At 72.0% G+C, this 26,087-nt stretch carries 18 protein-coding genes and 2 pseudogenes; 7 read left to right on the top strand and 13 right to left on the bottom strand.

Going from position 1 to position 26,087, the window contains the following annotated elements:
* Nucleotides 1-148 (bottom strand): histidine phosphatase family protein (locus ABD946_RS28230; protein WP_425558719.1); only part of this gene is annotated, 148 nt, incomplete at its 3' end.
* A 268-nt stretch (nucleotides 149-416) separates the two neighbouring features.
* On the opposite strand from ABD946_RS28230, the pseudogene ABD946_RS28225 reads away from it, so the two are divergent.
* Both ABD946_RS28225 and ABD946_RS28220 read left to right on the top strand, forming a co-directional pair.
* Nucleotides 417-788 (top strand): annotated as a pseudogene (locus ABD946_RS28225) (MsnO8 family LLM class oxidoreductase); the annotation flags it as partial.
* Nucleotides 789-801: 13 nt separating this feature from the next.
* Nucleotides 802-1,413, top strand: coding sequence for an LLM class oxidoreductase (locus tag ABD946_RS28220; protein WP_345288238.1), 612 nt, complete (start codon nucleotides 802-804; stop codon nucleotides 1,411-1,413).
* A 91-nt stretch (nucleotides 1,414-1,504) separates the two neighbouring features.
* On the opposite strand, the gene ABD946_RS28215 is transcribed toward ABD946_RS28220, so the two are convergent.
* From ABD946_RS28215 to ABD946_RS28200, 4 genes are all read right to left on the bottom strand, one after another.
* On the bottom strand, nucleotides 1,505-1,651 hold the full coding sequence (locus ABD946_RS28215; RefSeq protein WP_345288233.1) for a hypothetical protein: 147 nt from the start codon (nucleotides 1,649-1,651) through the stop codon (nucleotides 1,505-1,507).
* A gap of 387 nt (nucleotides 1,652-2,038) precedes the next feature.
* Nucleotides 2,039-2,875, bottom strand: a complete 837-nt coding sequence (locus tag ABD946_RS28210; protein WP_345288232.1) for an ABC transporter ATP-binding protein — start codon at nucleotides 2,873-2,875, stop codon at nucleotides 2,039-2,041.
* Entirely contained in the window at nucleotides 2,872-3,942 is a 1,071-nt protein-coding gene (locus ABD946_RS28205) for a FecCD family ABC transporter permease (protein ID WP_345288230.1), read from the bottom strand. The genes ABD946_RS28210 and ABD946_RS28205 overlap by 4 nt, the downstream gene beginning before the upstream one ends.
* Nucleotides 3,939-4,976 (bottom strand): FecCD family ABC transporter permease, encoded by a 1,038-nt coding sequence (locus ABD946_RS28200; RefSeq protein ID WP_380150479.1) that lies wholly within the window; start codon nucleotides 4,974-4,976, stop codon nucleotides 3,939-3,941. Before ABD946_RS28200 ends, ABD946_RS28205 begins: the two co-directional genes overlap by 4 nt.
* 257 nt (nucleotides 4,977-5,233) lie before the next feature.
* On the opposite strand from ABD946_RS28200, the gene ABD946_RS28195 reads away from it, so the two are divergent.
* Together ABD946_RS28195 and ABD946_RS28190 are read left to right on the top strand one after the other, a co-directional pair.
* Nucleotides 5,234-6,280 carry an ABC transporter substrate-binding protein gene (locus ABD946_RS28195; protein WP_345288227.1) on the top strand — a complete coding sequence of 349 codons (1,047 nt, stop codon included), beginning with the start codon at nucleotides 5,234-5,236 and terminating at the stop codon, nucleotides 6,278-6,280.
* A gap of 121 nt (nucleotides 6,281-6,401) precedes the next feature.
* On the top strand, nucleotides 6,402-7,271 hold the full coding sequence (locus ABD946_RS28190; RefSeq protein ID WP_345288226.1) for a siderophore-interacting protein: 870 nt from the start codon (nucleotides 6,402-6,404) through the stop codon (nucleotides 7,269-7,271).
* A gap of 101 nt (nucleotides 7,272-7,372) precedes the next feature.
* On the opposite strand, the gene ABD946_RS28185 is transcribed toward ABD946_RS28190, so the two are convergent.
* Both ABD946_RS28185 and ABD946_RS28180 read right to left on the bottom strand, forming a co-directional pair.
* Nucleotides 7,373-8,005 carry an eCIS core domain-containing protein gene (locus tag ABD946_RS28185; protein WP_345288225.1) on the bottom strand — a complete coding sequence of 211 codons (633 nt, stop codon included), beginning with the start codon at nucleotides 8,003-8,005 and terminating at the stop codon, nucleotides 7,373-7,375.
* Nucleotides 8,006-8,128: 123 nt separating this feature from the next.
* Entirely contained in the window at nucleotides 8,129-8,689 is a 561-nt protein-coding gene (locus ABD946_RS28180) for a helix-turn-helix domain-containing protein (protein WP_345288224.1), read from the bottom strand.
* A 100-nt stretch (nucleotides 8,690-8,789) separates the two neighbouring features.
* On the opposite strand from ABD946_RS28180, the pseudogene ABD946_RS28175 reads away from it, so the two are divergent.
* Nucleotides 8,790-9,170: pseudogene (locus tag ABD946_RS28175) on the top strand (MFS transporter); the annotation flags it as partial.
* 67 nt (nucleotides 9,171-9,237) lie between these two features.
* Complete coding sequence (locus tag ABD946_RS28170; RefSeq protein ID WP_345288223.1) at nucleotides 9,238-10,260, top strand: MFS transporter; 1,023 nt, start codon at nucleotides 9,238-9,240, stop codon at nucleotides 10,258-10,260.
* A gap of 191 nt (nucleotides 10,261-10,451) precedes the next feature.
* Here ABD946_RS28170 and ABD946_RS28165 read toward each other — a convergent pair whose 3' ends face one another.
* The 5 genes from ABD946_RS28165 to ABD946_RS28145 all read right to left on the bottom strand — a co-directional run bounded on the left by ABD946_RS28165 (nucleotide 10,452) and on the right by ABD946_RS28145 (nucleotide 17,661).
* Entirely contained in the window at nucleotides 10,452-12,512 is a 2,061-nt protein-coding gene (locus ABD946_RS28165; RefSeq protein WP_425558718.1) for an ATP-binding protein, read from the bottom strand.
* Nucleotides 12,509-13,240, bottom strand: coding sequence for a Pvc16 family protein (locus ABD946_RS28160; RefSeq protein ID WP_345288235.1), 732 nt, complete (start codon nucleotides 13,238-13,240; stop codon nucleotides 12,509-12,511). The genes ABD946_RS28165 and ABD946_RS28160 overlap by 4 nt, the downstream gene beginning before the upstream one ends.
* Nucleotides 13,241-13,248: 8 nt before the next feature.
* Complete coding sequence (locus ABD946_RS28155) at nucleotides 13,249-16,446, bottom strand: hypothetical protein (protein WP_345288222.1); 3,198 nt, start codon at nucleotides 16,444-16,446, stop codon at nucleotides 13,249-13,251.
* Nucleotides 16,439-16,705, bottom strand: coding sequence for a hypothetical protein (locus ABD946_RS28150; RefSeq protein WP_345288221.1), 267 nt, complete (start codon nucleotides 16,703-16,705; stop codon nucleotides 16,439-16,441). The genes ABD946_RS28155 and ABD946_RS28150 overlap by 8 nt, the downstream gene beginning before the upstream one ends.
* Nucleotides 16,706-17,013: 308 nt before the next feature.
* Nucleotides 17,014-17,661 carry a helix-turn-helix transcriptional regulator gene (locus ABD946_RS28145; RefSeq protein WP_345288220.1) on the bottom strand — a complete coding sequence of 216 codons (648 nt, stop codon included), beginning with the start codon at nucleotides 17,659-17,661 and terminating at the stop codon, nucleotides 17,014-17,016.
* Between the two features lie 181 nt (nucleotides 17,662-17,842).
* Between ABD946_RS28145 and ABD946_RS28140 the strand changes: the two genes are divergently transcribed.
* Nucleotides 17,843-18,163 (top strand): hypothetical protein, encoded by a 321-nt coding sequence (locus ABD946_RS28140; RefSeq protein WP_345288219.1) that lies wholly within the window; start codon nucleotides 17,843-17,845, stop codon nucleotides 18,161-18,163.
* Between the two features lie 6,929 nt (nucleotides 18,164-25,092).
* Here the strand turns inward: ABD946_RS28140 and ABD946_RS28135 are convergent.
* Nucleotides 25,093-25,560 carry a hypothetical protein gene (locus ABD946_RS28135; RefSeq protein WP_345288218.1) on the bottom strand — a complete coding sequence of 156 codons (468 nt, stop codon included), beginning with the start codon at nucleotides 25,558-25,560 and terminating at the stop codon, nucleotides 25,093-25,095.
* Nucleotides 25,561-26,087: the final 527 nt, after the last annotated feature.

The following is a 26,087-nucleotide window of genomic DNA, read 5'->3' as shown; positions in this document are numbered from 1 at the left end:
CGGCGCCCTCCAGGCCGTTCCAGGGAGCGGCGCGCAGCCGCCGCCCCAGCAGTTCGGCGCGGCGTTCGCCGAGCGGCAGCAGCGGCAGGTCGGTGCGGCCGGTGTGCTGGCCCGACCTGGCCCAGGCGGTGAGCCCGTGACGGGCCATCAGCAGCCTGGGGCCCTCGGTTCCCGGCATCGGTCCTCCTCCTGCGGTCGGGCCCGCACGGCGTTCGGCCCGGCGGTGCCCCGGGCCACCATCCCTACCGCGCCACCCGTCCCGACCGGACCGGACACGCAGGACCGCGGCCGCCTTCCCCCCGTCGGCGCAGTCCCCGGTGTCGGTGGTCCGGTCGGCGCGCGTGGTGGCGCCGGTCCCGGCCGGCCCCACCACGGCGCACACGGACGACCGGCCCCCACCCTCGTAGACTCGCGGCATGGGTACCAGGTACAGGCTCTCCGTGCTGGACCGCTCGCACGTCCGGGACGGGCACGGGGCGGCGGAGGCGCTGCGCGAGACGGTACGGACGGCGGTGGCCGCCGAGGAGGCGGGGTACCACCGGTTCTGGCTGTCGGAGCACCACGGGGTGCCCGGCATCGCCGGGTCCGCGCCCACGGTGCTGGCCGCGGCCGTGGCCGCGCGGACCGGGCGGATCAGGATCGGCACCGGCGGCGTGATGCTGCCCAACCACCGGCCGGTGGTGGTGGCGGAGCAGTTCCGGGTGCTGTCCGCGCTGTTCCCGGGGCGGATCGACCTGGGGGTGGGCCGTTCGGTGGGCTTCACCAGGGCGATCCAGGAGGCGCTCGGGCACGGGCGGGCGGATGCGGACGCGTTCCCCTCCCAAACTCGCCGAACTGCTCGACTGGTTGGGCGAGGGGACGACGGCCGGCCACCCCCGGGTGCGGGTCCAGCCCGACGAGGTCGAGCCGGTGGCGCCGTACGTCCTGGCGATGGGCGAGGGCGGCCGGATCGCGGCCGGGGCCGGCCTGCCGGTGGTGGTCGGCGGGCTGCACGACCGCGAGCGCCTGCTCGGCGTCGTGACCGAGTACCGGGAGGCCTTCCGCCCCTCCCCCTGGTGCACCGAGCCGCGCGTCCTGCTCGCCGCCCCGGTGGCCGTGGCCGGCACCGCCGCCGAGGCCCGCGACCTGCTGGCGCCCGAGGCCTGGGCGATCGTCCGCTCCCGCTCCGACGGCGCCTTCCCCGCGCTGCCCTCCCCCGAGCGGGTCCGGGCCGCGGAGCTGACGCCGCGTGAGCGGGAGCTCCTCGACCGCACGGTGGCCGGCCAGGTGGCCGGGACGGCGGAGGAGGTCCGCACCGAGCTCGACGGACTGGTCGAGCTGGCCGGCGCCGAGGAGGTGCTGGTCACCACCGGCGCCCACGACCCGGACCTCCACCGCGCCACGCTCCGCCGGATCGCCGAGGCCCTGGCGTGACCGACCCGGGGACGGCGAACGGCCCGCCAGGGGGGAGGCGGGCCGTTCGTGGTGCCGAGGTCGGGAGGTCCGACGGGGTGTCAGGCGGACGTCACTTGCAGACGCCCGGGTAGCCGCTGTAGAGCTTGACGTTGGCCGAGGAGATCCAGCCCTTGCCGCTCACCGTGTCCATGTAGTACCAGGTGGTGCCGGTGATGTTGGCCGAGCAGAGGGCCGTGGCACCGGAGCGGTCCGGCACCGGGGAGCCGTGGGTGGCCACAGTTGGTGGCCGGGCCGTTGTAGAGGTTGTAGGAGTTGTACGGGCCGTCGACGGTGGCGGTCTTGGGGCTGACCGCGGCCGGCGTGGAGCCGCAGCCGATGGCGTGGGCGGCGGTGCCGGTCGCGACGGTGATGAACGCGGAGGCGGCCAGCGTGGTGGCCAGGCCCAGTGCACGGAGCTTCATGGAGGTGCCTTCCCGTTTCCGGTGTTCCGGTGAGCAGTGCTTGCGGGACCAGAGACTTCCAGTTGGGCATGGTCGCGTCATCGAACGAGCGGGCTACTTCGGACACCACCGGGTCAACCCTGCGGGGTACCACGCCCGATTGGACTCAACCATTTGGTCTACACCAGAGAGCGGACACCGTGTCAGGTCCGGGCCCGCGCCGCCGGGATGACCAGCGGCTTGCCGGTCTCCGGATCCTCGATCACGCGGCAGGGCAGGCGGAACACCTCCTCGACCAGCTCCGCGGTGACGATCCGCGCCGGATCCCCCTCGGCCAGCACCCGGCCGTCGCGCATGGCGATCAGGTGGGTGGCGTACCGGGCGGCGTGGTTGAGGTCGTGCAGGACGGCGACCAGGGTCCGCCCCTGCTCCTCGTGCAGGCGGGCGCAGAGGTCGAGCACCTCGATCTGGTGCGCGATGTCCAGGTAGGTGGTGGGCTCGTCCAGCAGCAGCAGGGGGGTCTGCTGGGCCAGGGCCATGGCGATCCAGACCCGCTGGCGCTGGCCGCCGGAGAGCTCGTCCACCTGACGGTCGGCCAGTTCCAGTACGCCCGTCGCGGCCATCGACTCGTCGGTGATCCGCTCGTCCTCGCGGGACCACTGCCGCAGCAGGCCCTGGTGGGGGTGGCGGCCGCGGGAGACCAGCTCGGCGACGGTGATGCCGTCCGGGGCGATGGAGGTCTGCGGCAGCAGACCGAGGGTGCGGGCCACGGTGCGCGGGGGCAGCGAGGCGATGTCCGCGCCGTCCAGCAGCACCCGGCCGGCCTTGGGCTTGAGCACCCGGGCCAGCGCGCGCAGCAGGGTGGACTTGCCGCAGGCGTTGGGGCCGACGATCACCGTGAAGGAGTTGTCCGGGATCGCCACCTCCAGGCCCTCGGCGATGGTGCGCTGCTCGTAGGCGAGGGTCAGTCCCTGCCCCGCGAGCCGGGAGGAGGGGAGCGCGGTGGTCACCTTGGTGGTCTCTTCCTGTCGGGCCGTCATATCCGTCCTGCCTTGCGTTCGGTGGCCATCAGCCACACCAGGTAGCCGCCCCCGAGCACGCCCGTCACCACGCCCACCGGCAGCTGTCGGCCGGCCACCAGGTGCTGTCCGAGCAGGTCGGCGCCGACGGTCAGGGCCGCGCCGACGGCCATCGCGCCGGTGAGGTTCGGGCCGGGGGCGCGGGAGAGGCGACGGGCCAGCTGAGGGGCGGTCAGTGCGACGAAGGAGACCGGCCCGGCGGCCGCGGCCGCGAAGGCGGCGACCACGACGGCGGCGGCGATCAGCAGCAGCCGTACGCCCTGCACCCGCACGCCCAGCGCGGACGCGGCCTCGTCGCCCATCTCCAGCAGCCGCAGCGCCCGCCCGGCGCCGAGCAGCACGGCCGGCAGCAGCACGGCGAGCACCAGGGCGAGCGGACCGGCCTGGTCCCAGCCGCGGCCGTCCAGGCTGCCGGTCAGCCAGAGCATCGCCCGGGAGGCGTCGACCAGTTCGGCCCGGGTGAGCAGGTAGCCGTTGACCCCGGTGAGGATCGACATCACGCCGATGCCGATCAGCACCAGCCGGGTGCCGTGGACGCCACCGCGCCAGGCGAGCAGGTAGATCAGCAGGCCGGTGAGCAGGCCGCCCGCCACCGCCCCGACCGAGAGCGCGAAGGTGCCGCCGCCGAGCAGCACGATCGCCACCAGGGCGCCGGTGGAGGCGCCTTGGGTGAAGCCGAGCATGTCGGGGCTGCCGAGCGGGTTGCGCACCAGGGACTGGAAGAGCGCGCCCGAGAGCGCCAGCCCCGCGCCCACCAGCAGCGCGGTCGCCACCCTGGGCAGCCGCAGCTCGTGGACGATGAAGTCCTGGGCGGGGGTGCCGTCGCCCAGCAGGGTGCGGACCACCTCGGCGGGGGCGATCGGGTAGTCGCCGGTGCCGATCGCCAGCACGGCGAGCACCAGGAGCACGGCCAGCACCAGGGCGAGCGCCACGAGCACGCGCGGGCGCAGGCGGACGGACAGCCCGCCGGTCCGCAGGGTGAGGGACCGAGCGGCACCGCGGGAGGTGCTCAGCTGAGGGGCGCTCATGCCCGCACCGCCTTCGGCCGCCTGACGAAGTGGAGGAAGAGCGGCCCGCCGAGCACCGCCGTGACGATCCCGACCTGGAGCTCGCCGGGGCGGCCCAGCACCCGGCCGAGCACGTCCGAGCCGAGCAGCAGCACCGGGGCCAGCACGGCGCAGTACGGCAGCAGCCAGCGCAGGTCCGGGCCGGTGACCGCGCGCACCAGGTGCGGCACCAGCAGGCCGACGAAGACGACCGGGCCGCAGGCGGCGGTGGCCGCGCCACAGAGCAGTCCGACGGCGAGGATCGCGCCGGCCCGCACCCGGCCGGGCCGGGCGCCGAGCGCGAGGGCCGAGTCCTCGCCCAGCGCCAGCGCGTTGAGCGGCTGGGCCAGCGCGAGCGCGAGCAACACGCCGACCGCCACGAAGGGCAGCACCTTGAGGACGGTGTCGGTCTGCGCGGAGGCCAGCGAGCCGACGGTCCAGAACCGCATCTGCTGGAGCGAGGCCGCGTTCAGCAGCATCACGGCCATCACGTAGGAGTAGAGCGCGGCGTTCAGCGCGGAGCCGGCCAGGGCCAGCCGGGCGGGTGTGGCGGTGCGGCCGCCGCCGACGGCGTAGACGGCCGCCGAGACCACGGCGGCGCCGCCGAGCGCGAACCAGACGTACCCGCCGAAGGAGCTGACGCCGAAGAAGGTGACGGCGGAGGCGACGGCGGCCGAGGCGCCGGCGTTGATGCCGAGCAGACCGGGGTCGGCCAGCGGGTTGCGGGTCAGGGCCTGCATCACTCCGCCGGCCAGGCCGAGCGCGCAGCCGACCAGCAGGCCGAGCAGGGTGCGCGGCAGGCGCATCTCGTGCACCACCGTCCAGGCGGGCGAGCCCTGCTCGGTGAGCCCCCGCCACACCTCGCCGGGGCCCAGCTGCTTCGCCCCGACCGCCAGGCTCAGGACCAGGACGAGGAGCAGCAGGAGCAGGGCTGCGAACAGCCCGGCGGCGCGCCGGGCCTGACGCCCCGGCGGCCGTGGGGCGCCTGCTGCGGCCTGCGGTGGCGACTTGGTCAAGGACACGAGCGGACTCCGGTGCAGTTCAGGGGGGTACCCCGCCCTGATGGACAGTAACAATGGTTAGGCTAACCTAACGATCGGCGGCCGCCGCTCCGGGTACTCCGGTGCCCCACGGCGACGGCCCGCCCGCTGCGGCACGCCCGCATGCCCCCGAATGCGGGCGTGCCCTCCGCAGCCCCCTGACCTCATGTCCGCCGTGTCCCCGCACGCTCCCGCACGTTCCCGCACGTTCCCGCACGAGAGAAGTCACCGCCATGACGAACGCCGGTCCCGCCCACCTCACCCGTCGCGGCCTGCTCGCCGCCTCCGGCGCCGTCGGCCTCGGCGCGGTGCTCGCCGCCTGCGGCAGCTCCGGCTCCAAGGACTCCTCCGCCTCTGCGGGCTCCGGTTCGGGCGCCGCCTCCGGTCCGTGGTCGTTCACCGACGACCGCAAGAAGGAGGTCACCGCCAAGGCCGTCCCCCAGCGGATCGTCGCCTTCACCGGCACCGCCGCCGCCCTGCACGACTTCGGCCTCCGCGACCGGATCGTCGGCGTCTTCGGCGAGACCAAGGGCGCCGACGGCAAGCCCGACCCCCAGGCCGGCAACCTCGACCTCGGCAAGATCGAGATCATCGGCAACGCCTGGGGCGAGTTCAGCATCGAGAAGTACGCGGCCCTGCGCCCCGACCTGCTGGTCACCCACATGTACGACGCCGACCAGCTCTGGTACGTCCCCGAGGAGAGCAAGGACAAGATCCTGCCGCTCGCCCCGCAGGTCGCCATCACCACCGGCCGGGTGCCGCTGCCCGAGCCGATCCGCCGCTACGCGGAGCTGGCCGCCTCGCTCGGCGCCGACCTGAAGGCCAAGGAGGTCACCGACGCCAAGGCCCGCTTCGAGGCCGCCGCCGAGAAGCTGCGCCAGGCCGCCAAGGCCGCCAACGGCCTGAAGGTGCTGGCCTGTTCGGGTGCCGCCGACATCTTCTACGCCTCCGCTCCGGGCATGAGCACGGACCTCATGTACTTCAAGGAGCTGGGCGTGGACATCGTCGTCCCGGACAAGCTGGACCAGGGCGGCTACTTCGAGTCGCTCAGCTGGGAGAACGCCGGCAAGTACCCCGCCGACCTGCTGCTGCTCGACAAGCGCTCCACCGCGCTCCAGCCCAAGGACCTCGCGTCCAAGCCCGGTTGGGCCCAGCTGCCGGCGGTCAAGGCCAACCAGGTCACCCCGTGGGACGCCGTCCCGCGCTTCTCCTACGCGGGCGCCGCCCCGCTGCTGGAGGACCTCGCCAAGGCCATCGAGAGCGCCAAGAAGCTCTCCTGACGCCTGCTCAGGGCCCGCTCGCACCGGGCCGACGCGCCGTCGACGCCCCGCCGGCCCACTGCCGGCCCACTGATCCGCCCCTACTGAGTCCCTGCTGAGCCCCTTGCCGGAGGTACCCGCGATGTCCGACCAGCCCTTCGCCTTCTTCCCCGCCGAGGTGGTCCGCACCGCGCGGCTGAGCAGCTCGCTGCTCCGGATCACGTTCGGCGGCCCGGCACTGGCCGGCTTCGCCTCCGGCGGGCGGGACCAGAGCTTCTCGCTCTTCCTGCCGCACCCGGGCCAGCCGGAGCCGGTGGTCCCGGTCGAGGAGGGCGAGGGCTGGTTCTGGGCCTGGCGGGCGCTGCCCGAGCAGGAGCGGGCGGTGATGCGCTCCTACACCGTGCGCGCCGCCCGTCCCGAACTCCCGGAGGTGGACGTGGACTTCGTCCTGCACGGCGACACCGGCCCGGCCTCCGCCTGGGCCGGCCGGGCCGCCGCCGGCGACCGGGTGCTGCTGCTCGGCCCGGCCGTCGAGGACAACACCAGCGTCGGCTTCCGTCCGCCGGCCGGGGCGGAGTGGATCCTGCTGACCGCCGACGAGACCGCCCTGCCGGCGGCCGCCGCCATCCTGGAGTGGCTGCCCGCCGGGACCCGGGTCAGCGCCTTCCTCGAAGTCCCCACCGAGGACGACCGCCTGGAGCTCACCACCGCCGCCGAGGCCGAGGTCCACTGGCTGGTCCGCGACGGCGCCCGCCCCGGCCTGGCCCTGGACGCCCTGCGCACCGCCGACCTCCCGGCCGGCACCCCGTACGCCTGGGTGGCCGGCGAGGCCGCCGCCGTCCGTTCGATCCGCCGCCACCTGGTCGGCGAGCGCGGCCTCGACCGCAAGCTGGTGGAGTTCACCGGTTACTGGCGCCTCGGCTCCTCCGAGGAGCAACTGCGCGCCGAGGCCATCGCCGAGGCCCAGGCAGCGGCGGAGGCCGCCGGCCAGGCAGCCGTCACCGGCTCCTGACACGCCGCCCAGCACACGCCGACCCGCACCACCCTGCCCACAGGGACCGCCGCACACGGGTCGGCGCGTACGGACCGCATGCGTCGTCGGTCCCGGGCTGACTACTCCTCGGTGGGCAGCTCGTCCTCCTCCGCCCGCTGCACCGACGGCTCCGCCGTCACGCGGTCGGCGGTGTCCGCCGCCTCCCGCTCGAAGCGGTCCCCGGGGTCACTCACCCGGACACCGCCCGCCGTCTCCGTCCCGTCCACCGCCCCGGCCCGCTGCTGCACCACGTGCGTCAGCTCGTGCGCGAGCGTGGTCCGCCCCCGGTGCGAGCCCGGATCGTACGCGTCCCGCTGGAACACCACGTGCGAGCCGACCGTGTAGGCGTGCGCGTCGACCGACCGGGCGGAGTCGTGCGCGGCCTGGTCCGTGTGCACCCGGACGTCCCCGAAGTCGTGGCCCAGCCGCGCCTCCATGTCCTGCCGCACCGCCGGCTCCAGCGCTTCCCCGCCCCCGGCCACCACCTCGTGCACCGGCGAACGCGCCTCCTCGGCCCCCTCCTCCAGCACCGCCCCCACCGCCGCGTTCCCGGCCACTCGCTGCAGCCCCAACAGCCCAGCCGCGCCCAGCACTTCGGGCCGCCCGTCCACCGCCGCCCGCAGCTCCACCCCGCCCGGCCCGGCACCATCCCGGCCCGCCCGGGGCCGTAGCCCCGAACCGCCGCCCTCCCCCTCGTGCTCGTACTCCCGCATGACGCCCCCTCAGCAGCCGCTGACCGACACCCCGCCCAGCCTGCCCCGCGCCCTTGCGGGCCGCCCAGGGCCCGCTCCGCCGCCTTTCGGGCAGCCCGCCCTTCCCCATGGGGCAGCCCCCGGTCAGGTGCGCACCACGACCTGGTCGCCCTGGGGGCCGAAGAGGTGGAGGACCTCGACGGGGTGGTCGTCGGCGGGGCCGAACCAGTGCGGCTCGCTGGTGTCGAACTCGGCGACCTCGCCCGGACGGAGCGTCAGTTCGCCCTCGCCGAGGATCAGGCGGACGGTGCCGGCCAGGACGTAGAGCCACTCGTACCCGCCGTGGGTGACGAGCTTGGGCTCGCGCGGGGCCAGCACCTGCTTGAAGACCCGGACCCGGCCCGGGTACTGGGTGAGCGGGACGACCACGCTGCCGTCGTGGCGGTGGACCGGTTGGAGGTGGACCCGGGGGTCCCCGCTGGCCGGGGCGGCGACCAGCTGGTCGAGGGCCACCCGGTGGGCCCGGGCCAGCGGGATGAGGAGTTCGAGGGAGGGGCGCCGCTTGCCGGACTCCAGGCGGGAGAGCGTGCTGACCGAGATGCCGGTGCTCTCGGCGAGCGCCTCCAGGGTGAGGCCCCGGTCGCGGCGCAGGGTGCGCAGCCGGGGGCCGATGGCGTCCAGTACCTCTTCGAGTTCCGCGTCCACGGGGCCATCCTTGCAGGAACGGCAAAGCACCTGGGCACGACGGGGCCCGCAGCCCCAGGCTGGGCGGCAGCACCGTCCTGACGCACCGTGAGAGGCCACCGTGACCGCGCCCACCCCTGTCACCCCTGCCACCGCCACCACCGCCACGTCCGCCACGTCCGCTCCACCGCCCGGGCTCGACGCCCGCCGACGGTGGACGGTGCTGGCGGTCTGCTGCCTCAGCCTGTTCCTGGTCGGCCTGGACACCACCATCGTCAACATCGGCCTGCCCGCCGTCGGCGCCGGCCTGGGCGTCTCCGTCCACGCCCTCGCCTGGACCGTCGACGCCTACACCGTGGTGCTCACCGCCCTGCTGATCACCTCGGGGGCGCTGGCCGACCGCTTCGGGCGACGGCGGATCTTCCGCCTGGGCCTGGCGGCGTTCGGGGCCGCCTCGCTGCTCTGCGCGCTCGCGCCGTCGCTCGGCTGGCTGGTGGCGGCCCGCAGCCTCCAGGGGATCGGCGCCTCCATGCTCAGCCCGGTCGCGCTGGCCATCGTGGTCAAACGCGATGCCCGACCCGAAGGAGCGGGCCCGGGCGATCGGGGTCTGGGCGGCGGTCTTCGGGCTCAGCATGGCCGCCGGTCCGGTGACCGGCGGTGCGCTGGTGGACGGCCTCGGGTGGCGCTCGCTGTTCTGGGTCAACGTCCCGGTGGTGCTGGTGGCACTGGCCCTGACGGTCCGTCACGTACCGGAGTCGCGCGCCCCGCAGGCCCGGCGGCTCGACCTGCCCGGGCAGGCGCTGCTGGCCGTGCTGGTCGGGGTCTCGGTCGGGGTGCTGATCGAGGGCCCGCGGATCGGCTGGACCTCGCCCGCCGCACTGACCGCGTACGCGGTGGTCCTCGCCGTGACGGTCGCCTTCGTCCGGGTGGAGAGTCGGCGTGCGGAGCCGCTGATGGACCTCGGGCTGTTCCGCCGGCCGGCCTTCACCGGCGCGGTGCTGGGCGCGGTGGCGGTGTTCGTCGCGCTCGGTCTGACCCTGCTGCTCTCCACCCTCTACCTCCAGCAGGCCCGGGGCTGGAGCGCACTCGCCGCAGGAACCGCCACCCTGCCGATGGCCCTCGGCGCGATCGTCTGCGCCCCGTGGTCCGGCCGCCTCACCGCCCGGGTCGGCCCGCGTCGGCCACTGCTGCTGGCCGGTGGCTTTCTGACGGCGGGCGGGGTCTGCCTGTTCTCGCTGTTCCAGCTCTCCTCTCCCGGCGCGGGCGCGAGCCTGCCGCTCCTGCTGCTCGGCTACCTGCTGGTCGGCGTCGGCTTCGGCTTCGCCAACGCCCCGATCACCAACACCGCCGTGGGCGGCCTGCCCGCAGCCCGCGCCGGGGTGGCGGGCGCGATCACCTCCACGGCGCGGCAGTTCGGTTCGGCACTGGGCATCGCGCTGGCGGGCATCCTGGTCTCGGGCGCCGCCCCCGCCGACCTGGCCCCGGCCGTCCGGCCGGGATGGCTGCTGGTGGCCGCGTGCGGACTGCTGCTGCTCCCGGTCGCCCGGGCAGGCCGCACCGAGGGTGGGAGGACGGCGGCCGAGCGGTCCTGACGACGGGTCAAGGAGGCGGCCCTGCCGCCTGTCCACACCACCGTCGACTCGTCACCTGCGACCCGCCCCCGCTACCCGCCATCCCACGTCCCACGTCACACGTCCCACGGGACGGTGCCACGGCTCAGCGGGCCAGGTGGTGGTAGGAGCCGAACTCGTTCGGCAGGCAGAGGCGCCCGAGCTTGCGGTACTCACGGGCGACGGCGGCCACCACCTCGGACATCCCCACCGGTCGGTCCGCCTCCGCCGCCAGGTACGCGGCGGTGACGGCGGCCGAGCGGATGTCGCCGCCGCCAGCTCGAAGGAGCGTCCGCAGAAGGGGAGGTCGAGGTCGTCGCCGCGCGGCAGCGCCAGAGCCGAGGCAACCGCTCCCAGAGGGCGGTGCGCTGCGCGTGTCGGGCAGCGGGAAGTCCACCACCAGGTCGAGGCGGCGGGTGAAGGCTCGTCGAGGTTGGCCCGCAGGTTGGTGGCGAGCACGGCCAGGCGTCGAAGCTCTCCATCCGCTGGAGCAGGTAAGCGCTCTCCACGTTGGCGTAGGCGGTCGGCGCGTCCCTGACCTCGGAGCGCTTGCCGAAGATCGCGTCGGCCTCGTCGAAGAGCAGCACCGCGTTCACCCCGGCGGCCTCGGTGAAGATCCGCTCCAGGTTTCTTCTCGGTCTCACACCGACGTACTTGTCCACCACGGTGGCCAGGTCCACGGTGTAGAGGTCGAGGCCGAGCTCACCGGCGATCACCTCGGCGGAAAGCGTCTTCCCGGTCCCCGAGTCCCCCGCGAACAGCGCCATCACCCCGCGCCCCCGCCCGCCGCCCGGCCGCATCGCCCAGTCCCCCAGGACCCGGTCCCGGTGGCGGGCCCGGGCGGCGAGCTCGCGCAGCTGGCCGAGGACGGCCGGCGGCAGCACCAGGTCCACCCAGCCCACGCCCGGCTCGATCCGGCGGGCCAGCCGTTCCAGGCCGGAGCTGTTCTGCGCCCGCACCCCGTGCAGGAGGTGGACCTCGGTCAGCGGCCCGCCGGCCAGCAGCGCCTGCTGCTCCGCCGTCCGGGCGGCCCGGCCGACCTGCTCCGGCGAGAGCTCGAACGGCGCCGCCACCCGCAGGTCCACCGCCGCCTCCGGCAGCGCCGCCCGCCAGAGCCCGGCCCGGTCCGCCGCCCCCAGCCGCCCGGTCTCCACCAGTAGCGGCACCCTCGCCGACCACTCCGGCTCCCAGCTGCCCCGTCCGGTCAGCAGCACCGGCACCGGAAGCTCCGTCAGCGCGCGGACCAACTCCGGCCGTTCGGCCAGCGCCTCCACCGGCCCGGCCACCACCCCTGCCGCCACCGCTGCCGCCATCCCTTCCGACGCTCCGACCGGCGCTCCGGCCACCGCTCCCACGTCCTCCCGGGGCCCGCCGAACCCCGCCTCCCGCCCCACCGCCACCAGCACCTCGGTCGGTGCCGGATCCCGGGCGAGCCGGTTCAGGTCGAGCACCAGGGCCGCCCGCCCGGCCGCCCGGAGCGCCTCCACCGCCACCCCGCGCGCCGATCCCCCCGCCGGCTCCCGCAGGTACACCAGTCCGACCGCCTCCATCGCCGCCGCGAGCCGGTCCCGGCCACACCCATGCCCAAGCCCATGCCCAAGCTCACGCCCGCCACCGGGCCGCAACGGCCGTACCGGCAGCAGTAGTTCGGCCAGCCGGCGGTCCGGAGCGTCGTCGCCCAACAGGTGCGCCGCGACCCGGTCCGGCACTCGCAACGACCGCCCGAGGAACGGCCGGTCGGCCTCCTCCACCAGCAACAGCCCGCGCCCCGGCAGCGGTGCCGGGGCAACGAACCGTCCGCGGGCCGCCGCCGAGACCGCCGGAACGCCGCAGAGCGCGAGCGCCAGACCGATGGTCGGACGCCTGCGCGTCACGTCGTCGTTGAGGTACCCGTACAGCTGCTCGAAGCGCGCGTCCAGGTCGGGCACCAGCGCCACCAGCAGCAACTCCACGTCCAGCGGCTCCAGTTCGAAGCCGAGCCGGAGCGACCGGAGCCGCGAACCGGTGACCTCCGCCAGCCGCTCCGCCTCCGCCAGCCGCCCCTCGTCCACCGTGTCCGGCCCCGGGACCGCGGAGACCGGCCGGTCGAGCAGCCGCTGCACCGCCTCGTCGGCCAGGTACAGCCCCCGGAACGGATCGTCAGGCGTCGGATCGACCGCCCGTCGGGCCGCCACCGCCCGCCGGATCCGCTGCTCCACCAGCGCCACCCGCTCGGCCAGGTGGGCGTCGCTCACAGCCGCCTCCCCCGCCGCCGTCCCCGCCCGTCCGCCGACGGGCCGTCCGCCGCCACGCCACCCACCGGGGGTCCGTCGGTCAACGGGCCGTCGACCGTCCGGCCGCCGTCGGCCGCACCCTCCTCCTCCACGACCTCCCGGGCCGGCGGGCCTCCGAACTCCCCGCTCCGCAAGTGGAGTCCGTCCTCCCCGACCGGCGGGCCGGCAGGGTAGAGCGGCGCGGTGACCACGGGCGCACTGACCACCAGGTCCAGCGAGGGCTTCAACTCGCCGCCCAGCGCCGACCAGACGTCCGCGAAGGCGCGGTCCTCCGGTGGCGGCAGGGCGATCCCGATCGGCACCGGCAGTCCGGTGGCGGCGAGTTCGGGCCCGAGACCGGGCGGGGGCAGTGCGGTGTGGCGCAGGAAGCAGTGCAACAGGGCGGCCAGCAGCCGGTGTTCGTCCTCCGGGCGCTGGGTCCAGGCACTGATCAGGTAGGAGAGCTTGAAATAGCGCGGTGGCAGCGTGCGCGCCACCACCGCCCCGTCGGCGTCGTAGACGTTCTGCCGCCCCCGGGAGCCCCGCTTGAGGTCCTCCCGGATGTCGTAGAGGTAGAGGTTGACCGTGGGGGTGTTCCGCCGGGCCGCCCAGTCCCGGGTCGGGGCGTCGAAGACCAGGTCCACCTCCGCCCCGGCCAGCACCTCGGCCCGGACCAGAGCCCGCAGCGCCTCGTCCACCTCGTGGATCACCGCCGCGCTCACCGCCGCCACTGGAAGTCGCGGGGCTGGAGGACGCCGGGCACCACCCGGAAGCCGGTCCGCACCTCGCCGAAGACCGGATCACCCGGTGCCGCCTGCCGCACCACCAACTCCCGTGCCCCCAGGACGTCCTGGCGCATCACCAACACGGGTGCGGCGAAGGCCCCGTCCGCCCCCACCCGCACCGGCGCGGCTGCGGCCGTGACGCCCGCGCTCCAGCTCAGCCGCAGCTCGGCCCCCGGCGGGAACTGGCTGCCGTACGCGAGAGTGACCGTCCCCGGCGGTCCGATCGGCGGACTGAGCAGCACGGCGGGGCGCAGTACGGTCAGCGTGGCGGATGCGGTGTCGTTGCCCGGCTGCTCGTCGTCCCCGGCGACGGTGAGCGCTGCGGTGACGGTGGCACCGTACGACACGGTGGATGCGGCAGCGGCGGGCCGGAACACCACCGTGACCACCTCCTCCGCTCCCGCCGTCGGCAGCGCGACCGGACAGGCCTCGGTGCAGCCGCTCACCACCTTGGCGCCGGGCGGGAGTTGGGTGGCCAAGGTCACGCCGGTGGCGGGGGTGCCGCCCAGGTTGCGGACGGTGACGCGGGCCGTGACCGTGCCGCCGACGTGGGCGGTCGCCGGATCCAGCGCGACGGTGACCGCCGGGTCCGGCCGCGCGGAGGGCCGGCGCGCGGTGACGGCGACGGTGACCTCGGCGCGGTTGTTCTCGGGGCGGGGGTCGACGGTCCCTGCCCCCGCCGTGGTTCCGGATCCGGTGCCGGTGCCGGTCCCAGCGCTGCCCGTGCCGGTCTGGGGGCCCAGCGCGCGGGCGGTGACCGTCACCCGGACGGTGGCCCGCTCGCCCGCGCGGAGGGTGCCGAGGGTGCAGCCGGGCGGCGGCGCGGGCGGGGAGCCGGTGCAGGTGCCCTGCGAGGGGGTCGGCACACCGGTGGGCACCAGGCCGGCCGGAAGGGCGAGGTCGGCGGTGGTCGGGCGGGCGGGAGCGGGGCCGAGGTTGCTCACGGTGAGGGTGAGTTCGGCACTGTCACCCTCCGCCACCTGGGGACGGTCGGCGGCCAGCGTCACCTCCAGGTCGGCGGTCGGCTGCCAGGTGGGGGTGGTCTGCTCGCCGTACACCGGGCCGGGCAGCAGGCGCCCCTCTCCACTGACGGCGTCGGCGAGGCCGAGCGTGGTGACCCGGTACTCGCCGTCGCCGTCGGGCTCCACCTGCTCGGTCTCGAAGACCAGTTGGCGGCCGTCCGGCGACCAGGCGGGTGCGGCGGGCTCGCGGAACGGACCGTCGCCGGGCGGCGCGGGTCGGACGTAGGTCGGACAGGCGTCGCTCCGGGGCACGACCTGACGGCAGTCGGCGGCGGAGCCGGCCATGGTCAGCAGGGTCCGGTTCTCCGTGTCGTACGAGTCGAGGGCGCGCAGCGGACCAGGGGTGGGCGGCGCCGAGGGCGACGACGGGGACGGGGGCGCGGGGGTGGGCGTCGGCGGCCGCTCCAGGGTGACCCGGCTGAACGCGAGGCGGTCGCCTTCCGGCGCGTAGGCCGGGCGCTCGTCACGGACCGGGCAGTCCTCGATCCCGCACTGACGGGCGGTCAGATCCCGCTGGTCGGAACCGTCGACGGCGCTGACGGTCCAGATGTGGCGCGCGCCTCCCCGCTCCTCGGAGGCGAGCCGCTCCCGGGACCACTCGGCGGCGGCCGGGCCCGGCGCCGCCGACCGCCGGGCGGCGAGGCCCCGGTCGACCGCCCCGCTCGCCCCCATCCCGCTCGCCTCTGTCCCGCTCGCACTCGCGCCACTCGGCCGCGCACCGTTCGGCCCCTGCCCCCCGACGCCTGCCCCACCCGATCCCAGGGCAGCCGAACCCGGGCCGGCCGAACGCCCGGCGACACCGACCTCGGGGAAGCACTGACTCGCCCGGGAAAGCGCTATCCGCGTCCCGTCGGCCGACCAACTCGGGTCCAGATCCTGGGAGTGGCACCTGCTCCGGGGCGCGGCCCGCTCCGGCACGGTGAACAGCACCCGTGCCCGGTCGGCCCCGGCGCTCAGGTCCACCACCTTGACCTCGCCGCCCTGGTACATCTCGTCCTCGGGGCAGTCCCCGCCGTCCCCGCACTCTCCGCCACCGCCCTCGGCGTAGGCCAGCCGGGTCCCGTCCGGCGACCAGGCGGGACGGCGCTTTCCGATCAGCACCCCGCCGACGCCGTCGCCCGCCACCTCCGCCGCGTGCGCCAGGTCGGCCGGATCGCCGACCATCAGCCGGTAGTCGTCCGGGGCCTCACTGCGCGTCAGCACCTGGACGAAGGCCAGCCGCCGCCCGTCCGGCGACCAGGCCGGGTCCCGGTACTCGATCCGTCGGCGCAGGTCCTGCGGGACGAGGTCCAGTCGCTCCAGCGGCACGCTCGGGAAAGCGCTTTCCAGATGCCGGTAGCTCCCGTTCACCTCCGTCAGCAGCACGATCGGCTGCCGCCCTCCCGCTCGCGTGTACCAAGCCGCCGACTCGAACGGATGGGTGCTGTACGCCACCTGCCGCGCCGTACAGCCCCCGCATTCGTCGTCGACCTCGACCTCGGACGCGTAGCCGCCCCAGAGGAAGGCGATCCGCCTCCCGTCCGGTGACCAGGCGAGGTCCCTCCCGGCGTACTTCACCACCCAGGTCGGCGTGCCCCCGCCCGGCGGGACGGTGCCGATCGACGGGACACCGTCAGGAGCCCCGGCCAGGAAGGCGATCCGCCCGTGCCCCTCTCCGTCCACCGGCTCCCAGGCCGGGCGCCGGGCCTTGTCCGTCCCGGTCGCCACCCGCACCGCCGGGCCGCCGGGTGCGAACGGGACCCGGTACACCGCATCGGCGTGCTCGTACGCCAGCTGCCGCCCGTCCGGCGACCAGCTGCCCCAGCCGGCGTCCACGGCCAGCCGCCGCAGCCCACTGCCGTCCGTCCGGACCACCCACAGGCCGGGGCGGTGGTCCTCGTCCCGGGTGTCGTCGGCTTCCGGCACCGGGTAGGAGTCCTGGTACTCGTCCTGACGGCAGAGCCCCTCGAACCTGTCCTCGGACTGCCAGGACGTGAAGGCCAGCCACTGCCCGTCCGGCGACAGCGCCGGGTGCTTCAACCGCCAACCGGGCCGCTCCAGCAGGACCTTCGCCGGCGCCTCCCCCTGACGCCACATCAAGCGCTCGCCCTGCCCGCTCCGGTCACTCACCCAGACCAGGGCGTCCCCGCGCACCGAGGGCTGGCAGTCCTCCCCCGGCCGACCCGGGCGGCAGCAGCGCCGTGGTCGGCGCCTCCGACCCGGCCGCCAGCACCAGCGCCCGGTGGCTCTGGTCCGCGGCGTACACGATCCGCCCGGGAGCCGGCTCGGCCGCCAGCAGCTGCACGGGCAGTCCCCGGCCGGTCCCGGCCCGGGGCACCGCGGCCAGCACGGCCGCCACCAGCACCCCGGCCAGACAGACCCTCAGCACCCGCCGCACGGCCGCCGGCCGCCCCGCACCACGCCGACCCGATCCCCGCCGGACCACACCTCGCGTCACGGTCTCCCCCGGCCTCCGTCACCTCCGACCCTCCGCACCACCCTCCCGGATCCCCACCCCCGCCACACCCCACCACGGGCACCCACCGGGGCACCCCCCACTGCCCCTTCGGGCGATCCGGCACCGCGCCCCGACCCAACCCGCACCGCAGCACGCCTCGGCACACCACCACCGGCCAAGCCGCTCCCGCCCCCGATCGAGCCTCCCTCTCGCCCACCTGGCTGGCCGCCTGCCCCGGCTCAGATGAAGCCCTCCCGCATCGCGTAGGCCACCGCGTGCGAGCGGTTGCGCAGTTGGAGCCGGGTGGTCACCTCGTGGAGCACGTTCTTGACGGTCCGTTCGGAGAACGCGAGCGCCTCCGCGATCTCCGCCGTGTCGTGCCCGGCCGCGACCAGCCGCAGCACCTCCACCTCCCGCGCCGACAGCCCGGTGAAGGCCAGCCCGCGCGGGTCCAGCACCTGCCGCTGGAGCCGGCCGACCTGCTCCAGCAGCCGGCCGAGCAGGTCCGCGGGCACCGTCCCCTCGCCCCGCGCCGCCGCCACGATGGTCTGCACCAGCCGCGCCGCCGTGGCCTCGGCCCGCCGCACCACCCCGACCACCCCGCACTCCACCGCAGCCACCAGCCCGACGTCGTCCAGTTCGGTGCCGACCAGCACCAGCCGCCCCGGTGCGGTGCGCCGCAGTTGACGGAGCATCTGCACCTCCTCCTCCCCGACCCGGTCGAAGGCGACCAGCAGCACGGCCGCCTCGTCCGCCTCGTCCGCCCGCAGCAGCCGCAGCTCCGGGCAGGGCCGCAGCTGCCCGGACAGCCCGGCCTCGGTGATCGGATCCTGGGCACAGAGCCGGACCTTGATCCGCTCACCGCCGCCGTTCCCCTGGTACCGCACCGACGACACCCCCTGACTCGGCCGCGCCCGGTGCTCCGCACGCACCGACCGTCGGCCCGGCACCAGTGAACTCCCGGTCAGTCAGCAGGCACTTCACAAGGACTCAACGGGCAGCATCCGTGCCCGAATGTGTGACCGCGGGGCACCTGCCCGCCCCCGGGGCGCTCCGTACCCTCGCGGCATGACCACCTCCGCCCGCCTGGAGCCGCCGGCCAGTTCGGTGCTGCCCGGCGAAGAAGTCCGGATCGGCCTGGAAGTCCGCAACAGCGGCGAGATCGTGGAGGCCTACCACTTCGAGGTGCTCGGCGCGGCGGCGGAGTGGTGCACGGTCGAACCGGACCTGCTCTCCCTCTACCCGGGCACCACGGGCCAGGGTCTCCGTCCTGTCGACCGGCCGCGTGGAGATCTCGCTGCCCCGTCGCGCGCACCGGTGCCGTTCCAAGCCGTGCGGGTGCTAGCCGCAGGCGCCGAGCAGGACGCGGCGGTGCCCGAGGGTCGATAGGACGAATCATCCTCCGTCCCGATCGGGCGGTGTCGAGTATCGAAACATCCGAAGCGCTGAGCCCTGCGCAGATCTCCCAGGGCCGGGCACCGGCCTCGACACCACCTTGGCCATTGGGCCACTGGACACAACCGAGGGCATGCCGCCAAAGAAAACACGCGACTCGTGTCTCATCGCCACCTCAGCGAGCCGCGCCCGGTGAACGCGCGGTGGGGCCGAACTGACCTCACGTAACTTGCGAGCGCCGCTACAACCGCCGCCCCGTGTCCACGCATGTCCCTGGGGCAGGGCCCACATCCTTTACGTCGGAGCTCGGTGCGGAAGGTCCGTCCCGTAGCGACGAATCTGGCCAGCGAGCCCGCGCGCGTCCCGACACAGGCCTTCCGGCTGACCGTGCGTGCGCGGACGGCGCCGAGGCCAGCTCTGGCAAGCGCCTCGCGGCCGACGGTGCGACCTACGTCCTACAGACAGCACGAGCTACATCCCGAGGGTTGCTCCGCGCGCCTGAGACAGCGCCCTTGCGACGCTAGGTCCTGGCAGGCGGGCTACGCCGGGCGGTGGTTCCGGCGCTGTGCTGGAGGTGCTGACTGGGCCTGCAGGTCGTCAAGGCGAAGAGCCCGGCCCGTAGAAGTAGGGGACTGGGGATGCTCTAAGGAGGAGCCTGCTCACAGTAGTCCGCTGTCGCAGTCGGCGCAGCGCACCGCGCGCGAGCCAAGAAAACCGAATCGTCGCCGAGAAGAAGGCGCTGGCGACGTCGGCGGAGGCGCGGGCCTCGCCGAGGCGGGCCAGACAGGACAGAGAGACGCGTCCTACTCCTCTAGCGCCGCGCACTGGCCGGCTCGTCCCCGGGCCGATCTACCAGACGCCCCAGTGCCAGCCCCGTCCGGGTGCCCCGGCGCCCGGCCCGGAGGCCTAGCGCTCTTCTCCACCCTCTGCTGACTCGCCCTCCCCCGCCACCGGCAAGGAGTCCGGCGCAGAGCTACACCGTGCCCGAGGGAAGACCCTCGCCTCGACCGACCTGGTCACTGGAGAACCGCAGTGGCGACAGTCGGCACGGTCACCCATCTCGGTGGACGACGAAGCCCTGCTCGCTCCCTGCCCTGAGACATACATTCCGCGAACAGGATTTCCACTGGGCCATCGGCCGATGACCCTGGTGGTCTCAAAAAAAGAAAAAAAAAAGAAAAAAACGCCCGGCCTGAAGCGAGTGGTCACCGAGGCTCCCCTGGTGAAACTATCTAACTGCCTGGCCTTCTTGTTGCCCCCGGGCAACCCGCCGAACCCGGCCGACCCCCCCGCGCCACCCTTTCCACCTTTGTCTTCCTGGCTAACGCCGCCAGAGGTCCCTGATGCAGCGGCAAGAAGAAACAAACACCTCTGGTGCTCTTGAGCCGGTGATGCACGCCCATCCGAAACCGGGCCGGCCAGCGGTGCAACGCCGGTGCCGGCGATAAAAGGGCATCGGCTGGCGGGGGGGCCCAGCGCTGCCTTGGGTTTCTGACTTATGCTGCGCGTGAGGCGCGCCTTCGCCGTTCGGGTCCACCCCCCCCGCCCGGCGGAGTGGTGGAGCTGCTTTACGTCCGGGGGGGGTGGAGCGGGCGTTCCTGGGGGGGTTCCTGCGGTAAGCGGTGGATACGAAGCCAGGTCGGGGCTAGGCCACCGGAACCGCCGTGCCGACAACATGGCGTTAGGGGCAGAAACAACTCGTCCGACATGGGGCTTTCGAGCCTTGCCCCGCGTCCGGGAGTTGCGAAAGACGGTCAGCTTCGACCGGTGGGGGCAGGGACGGCCGCACCTCCTCGCCGGCGCGGAGGTCCGCGAATGGACACCGCGGTCCGAAAAGCCAGTACCTGTGGGCTACAGGCCACACACCTCTTGGCTTGCCCGCCTCGCCACCCGTCAGCGGCAGACTCATCCCTAGAACTTTGGTATGCCGCTTCCGACGAAGAGTTGACGGACGGTGCTCCAGCCGATAGGCTTCGCCTCGCTGTGCCATGCGACCTAAAGGTGCGTTTCCTCTTTTTTCATTCCTTCCCTCTCTTCTGGTCTTCTTCTTCTTGCTAGTTTCCTCTTTCTTCCTTTTCTTTTCTTTGTGGGGTCTAAAATATTGCTTTACTGTGTCTTCTTGTTCACTCTTCTCTTTTTTCGTTTCTTTTCTTCTTTACGTGATTTTCCTTTTCTTTTACTATCTTTTGCTTTCTTATATCTTTCGTAAAGGGCTTCCGTCGAGATCTGGGAAATTGTTTGGAAAGTCCCTAGGTCCATGTCGTTTTTTGATTGCTCGGATTTGAAGCTGATGGCCAACATTACAGTGGAGGCGACGTTGCTCCCATGCCTGTAGGAATTCGGGGGGGGAGTGCGTCCGTTGCGTGGTGGGGCTGTACATTGGCTGTGGCCGGCTCGTGCCACCGAGTCTTATGTGTGTATGTGTCTGTGAGTTCAACCCAACACACGCATCTTGATGCGACGCGGTGATCCGGGCGGTTAAGTGTAGTACCCGCGCCCCTTCCCCCTCATGGCACCGGTACGGGCCTTGTGGAGCTACACTTGCCCAGCGTGCTTCGGGTCCTTGGAAGTGGGCTGACCCCATCATAATGCCGTCCCTGGGATGTGGGCGCTCCCTACGCGCCCCTGTGGAGAGAGGGCTCTGTCCATCTCACAACAAAGAACACCATCTCTCTGCTCCATGCCCAGCACTGACTCCAGCCTTATTTGCAGCCCAGGGTGGGAATCGTGCGGAACCTGGGAGCTGTTGGATTCGGTCGTACGGCGGCGGACCTTCTCCGTCGTGTCCACGCGCTCACTTCAGTCACCGGCGGGGCCGTGCCTCGTCAAAGGGGCCTTCCGGCCTGGCCATCCGAGCCCACCCACCATGGCCCCTCTGTGCGGGACACTCCGGAGGCGGTTCGACCACGTAAATCCACCCCCTCGGGCCCCGGCCGACTGGCACTACTGCGTCCGCCCTCTCTTTCGCCTCTACGTTCCTCTATCACACCGCCCCCGGAGATGCCGTTATGCCGGAGTTTCGATGAATCTCATGGCGCCGACCCCCGGCATCCGACGTTTCTCCGTCCCCCGCCGACCATTCTCGGCAAACCGATTCTTAGAACTCAAGCTGGTCCGGAGTCGGTTCCCCTCGTGCCTTGCCTTGGCGTGCTGTGGACAAATTGCTCCTCTAGACCTTTCTTTAGTGTTCGGTATGGGTCTCCCCGCGGCCGATGTCCGGTGCCCGCTTGCGATAGGCTTTAGCAGCGGCGGTGGTGCATCGCGGTGGCGCGGGGCACGCCGTCTATCCACCCTGGCACGCCCCGGCCGAACCCATTGGTCCGCGGCTCAACCGCGCCAAACACTCGCCTGGGCCGACTCGGAGGGAGGGAGCCCACTCCCGCAAAGTGGCACTACGATAGACCGACCAAAGAAGCGGCCCGTCGACTGCAACGAGACACGTTGGAGTCGGTGAAATGTCGACAAACAGTACACTCAACCTCAATACACGGCAAACTGGCGGCGGGCGGCCCTGGGGGGAACGCAGAGCAGCTTTACTCACTCTTACGACAAGTTAGCCCTAAGCGCATCCAGTGTCCGAGCCCTGCACTCTCAGGGGCAGCTATAGATTGCGCCGGGACCTCATCTCCACCGTCTGCATCCCGTCGAGCCGTGTCCGGATCTTACAACTCTGTCGGAGCACGTGATGAATTGCCGGCAGAGAAGAACGCCCTAGGCGTGGATGCAGTTTCGTCCATTAGGCTGTTCTGTAGCTCGGAGCCGATACGACAACGGACGTTGGGAGGGGGATGGATCGGTGGTAGCTGTCGTTATTATCAGAGCCTCCCGGCATTCCGGTGGGGGCTGTGGGGCACCGCGGGGGCGGTTCATCGGACCTTGGTTGGGCCGTTACGCAGGAACCAGCCTTGAGAGTCGGTCCCCGCCCTGGCCTGAACCGTCTTTACGAACCACCGCCGCGACAGAACCTGCGCCCGCCCCAGAGACCCCGGCCATGCTCGTCGTCGTTGAGGTGGTCGGGCCTGGCTCTGCGGGTCGCCTTGGATCACCGCGTCATTTCCTGGACCGGCTGGGGCACCGACACACCGGTCGCGTCTACCGCTGGGCACGAACCGCTCTGCACGTGCGTACCGACGTCGTCTGCTCATCACGATGAATCGGCCGGCCACCCCACGGTGTCTCAGTGTGGCGGAAGGGCCGCCGGAGACGAAGCGTCCTTGGCCGTTCACGCCTTGCCCGAGTTCGTAGAGGGCGACCAGGTATCACGAAGGCCCTGCGGAAGTGGCGCACTCTGGGCTGCCCAGCTCGTCCGGCTCGCGCGTACCGCCCGTATCGCGATTGGCCAGCGCTGCACCGCTCCACCCTCGCGTTCGGTGGAGGTCAGATCAGGCGGCACTGTAACCCGTAGCTCTCCTCGGAGCCATCCGTGTGGCGACGTTTAGGCCAGTGGCCGGGGTCCACTCCAGGTTACGAGGAGCCGTGCGGCCGTGGACGCGGCGCGCTTCTCGTGCGGGAAACGGGAACGGGCGGGGGTCGTTTTCCATGGGTCGACACACCGCGTCGACGCCTCGCGACACCCACAGAACCTGGTTCCTCTATTCCGGTGTCGTGCCGAGGGCAACACTTGCCCGGCCGCTCCGGCCGTCCAGCACCCCACCGGCCTCCGCACGCCACCGTCCACGCGCCCCATCGCGATCGTCGCCCCCAACCGTCGCACGCCCGCGTCGAGTCGAGCCAGGCCGCTCGCTAGCCTGCTTGTGCCAGGGGGGGATGTGTGTCGAGAAGCTCGTGCTCCGGGCGCGGGGGGCTGGCGGGGGTCCAGGGGGGGGGGAAGCGATCGCGACGGGTGGCAGACGTTCATCAGAACTGAAGGGCCGGGTTCCCACGACAGGCCGACAAGGTCCCTGGACCGGGTGTAGGTACGCGCGGTGCGGAAGGCATGGCGCAGCAAGGAGCGCCAGGGGCGGCTCTAGGGCAGGGGCCGCGGTCCGGAGTCGCCGGCCGGGTTCGGATGGCGCAGCGCCGGGCCCAGTGTGGGCCGTATTCGGCGGCCGTTTACCGGCTAGGCTCCGGCGTGTCGAAGGTCCCCCCCTCCGGCTCGTTGTGGGCAGAGCTGTGCGGCGGGGGGGGGTTGTGACGGGCGGACGGCCTGAAATAGAACGTGGCATCGTGCTCCCGGGTGCCTACACGGTTCTTGGACAGACCGGCGATATGTGTGAGTTCGTCACGCCGGTATTTTTCGTTTCTGCGTTGTGCTTGGCTGTGATTGGCCAAGTCGCTGGTTTTTCCGGTGTGCGTGGTCCTATCCATAGTCCGCTGACGGGCTTTTGATTTGCCCGTGTCGTTCTTCCGTGAGACCCGAGGGGCCCCCACCTGGACCCATGGGGCCCGGCGGCGTGTGGCTGGTTTGTCCGTCCGTGTTGTTGCCAACGGATACTTTACCGGGTGGTCTTGGTCCGACTGCCAGGATTCCCCCTTCGTTGGCGGGCATTCTTGGTGGGGTCTTGCCCTCGATCCTGGTGTCATGCTGCGAATACCGTGTCCTGCCCATCGTGCCCGAGTCGCGATAGCCGTGCTCCCGCGAGACTACTCCGTTCGTTTTGCCGTATTCCGTGACCACGTGACACTACCCCCCCAGTACCCCCTTCCTAGGAGACCGCGCTCCCCTGCTTACCGGACCAGCCCGCTGACCTGACCCCCCAGGCCCGTCGTCTGATGGTGTGTACCTGTCCTGTTGTGTCTCCCAATGCTGTCCTCCTGTACCCGTCTTGCCTTTGTGCCATTGTGACGGCTATTGTGGTCGCCTTTCAATCTGTCCTGTAGGATTAATCCCCATGGCACCTGAATACAACCAGACTAGTCCGAGCCGTCTGCATTGTCTGCCTCTTACCTGTCACGAGTACTTTGACCCTCCCTGTGATGATACATCTGTCTGGCTGCCGGGCTACGAGATCGTACTTCTTTGCTCGATTCCTGCATACTACTGGGTCCGGCCGGCCGCTGCCCTGGCCACCCAGATGTGCTCGTGTGTTTGGGGGGATTGCCTGTAATGTTCTAGTGCGCTTGATCGTCCAGTGAGCTTTTCCTGGGCCGACGGCTGTTCTCCCACCCCCTACTTTCGCTCCCCATGGCCTTCCTGTACTTAGCGCGGGTGGGGCGGGGCGTCCCAGATCCTTCCTCCTCACCTTCATAACCGATGGGAGTATCAGGACCATTCTCTCTCCCTGTCCCACCAATGGATACCCACCGGTCCTCATCCCTTAGAATCCGTCACCCGTCCGTCGTCACTAGGGCCTACGGTGGCAGGATTCCATGCCTCATAGTCCCCGTTGTTGATGCCGTTCATCCTTTCCTACGTCCTACTCCCTTGCTGGGATCTAGCTCTCTATCCCTGCCCTGGCCGGCGGTTTTCGCACTTGATCTGGTACCCGCTGGGCACCCGCGCGAGCCAGGTCCACGCTGTCCCTGCGTAGCGGAACGGGCCCAGTAGGAGCTTGGTGTTGGGTCTCTGGCGCGGTGGTACGCTCCTCGACCCCCGTTCGACCAGGTGGGACCGACTGTCGAGGCTTTCCACTCGTTTAACGTCGCCTTGCAGGACGTCACCATTGATGATGATTGAGCTTGGGGCGACTGCTGCTTTCTTAGTCGGGCCCGTAGGTCTCCACCGTAGCGCGGCTCTGTCCTGGTGATGCGCCGTTCTACGGCGCGTCGCCCCGACCGTACGTCGGACCATGCGCCCTCCAAGTCCCAGCCGTCGCGTCAATACCGTGCCCTGTCCGTGTCCAGTCTCCCGAGCCGAGACCGCTGCAGAGCTCTTGCGGCTCTTAGGAGGGGGGGGCACGTCCAACCTTCCGGGGGACCGACTGTGTGTCCCATGCGTAGGTGGCGGTTCGAACCCTCTTGATTGCACAGGTTTGCAAGCCTGGTCATCGTCCACCGTCGGCTTGTCCAACCCCGCGCTGACGGTGAAGAAAAAAAAAAAAAACCGACCGTGTCAGCGCCCCGGCCAGCCAGGAGGCCGCACCCATCGCGGCGGCCGCGTTCCGCGGATCGTTCTCGAACCCCAGGTCCACCGCCCCCACCTCCGGGCCACCTCGTGGCATCGCCACCCGGCTCGTCAGGTCACATCCCGCGTTCCGGGCCGGCCACACCGAGCCGACCGAGACCGTGGCGGGCTTCCCGTCCCCGAACACCAGCAACCCCGTCACCGCCCCACCCACCGCGAGCACGGCCAGCCCCGTCAGCACGGTGCTCCGCCGCACCCTCGGGCGGAGGTGCTGCACGATCAACGTCGGGTTGTCCCCGATCACCGCGTTCCCGAGGTTTCCCCCGACGGCCAGCGACTTCTCCCCGCTCGCCGTGACCTCGTCGCCCCTGTCCGCCCCGGACTTCATCCGATGCCGCACCTCATCCTGACCCCCACACCGCCCGCCCCGCCGATCCGCCGCACGGGATCACCGGACCACCAACTCTAGGCCCGCCCAAAGGACTTCCGACACAGAATCCCCACATACGAGCCCAGCAGGGCACCGACCCCTCGTCAGCACGGTCGGACCCTCCCGGCGCCTCCCGCACGAGTCCGACGGAAATCCGACTCAGCCGCGGGCGCCCGCCCCGGTCACACCCGGCTCCGCATACGTTGCAGGCCGCCCCCTGCAAGCTAAATGCCTCCAACCCGAACGTGGCCAAACGTTGTGGTTCCGGCCCATGTTCGCGCCCTCGTCTTCACGCATGACTGTCTGGTAGCTTACCCCATTCCTCCAACCCCGCAGCACCTTGCCCCTTACACCTCAGGGTCGGTTGGAACGCCCGCCGCGCATTGCTCCGGGATCCGAGCTGCTCTATTTGGTTCTGCAGCGTGTGTACGTATTCTCGGTCAGGCGAGACAAAAATGCGGACCTGGCGTTCGCCGTTGGTGGCG

This window comes from Kitasatospora albolonga (assembly GCF_039535905.1).
GTDB lineage: Bacteria > Actinomycetota > Actinomycetes > Streptomycetales > Streptomycetaceae > Kitasatospora > Kitasatospora albolonga.
This window is presented reverse-complemented; position numbering and strand designations above follow the sequence as displayed.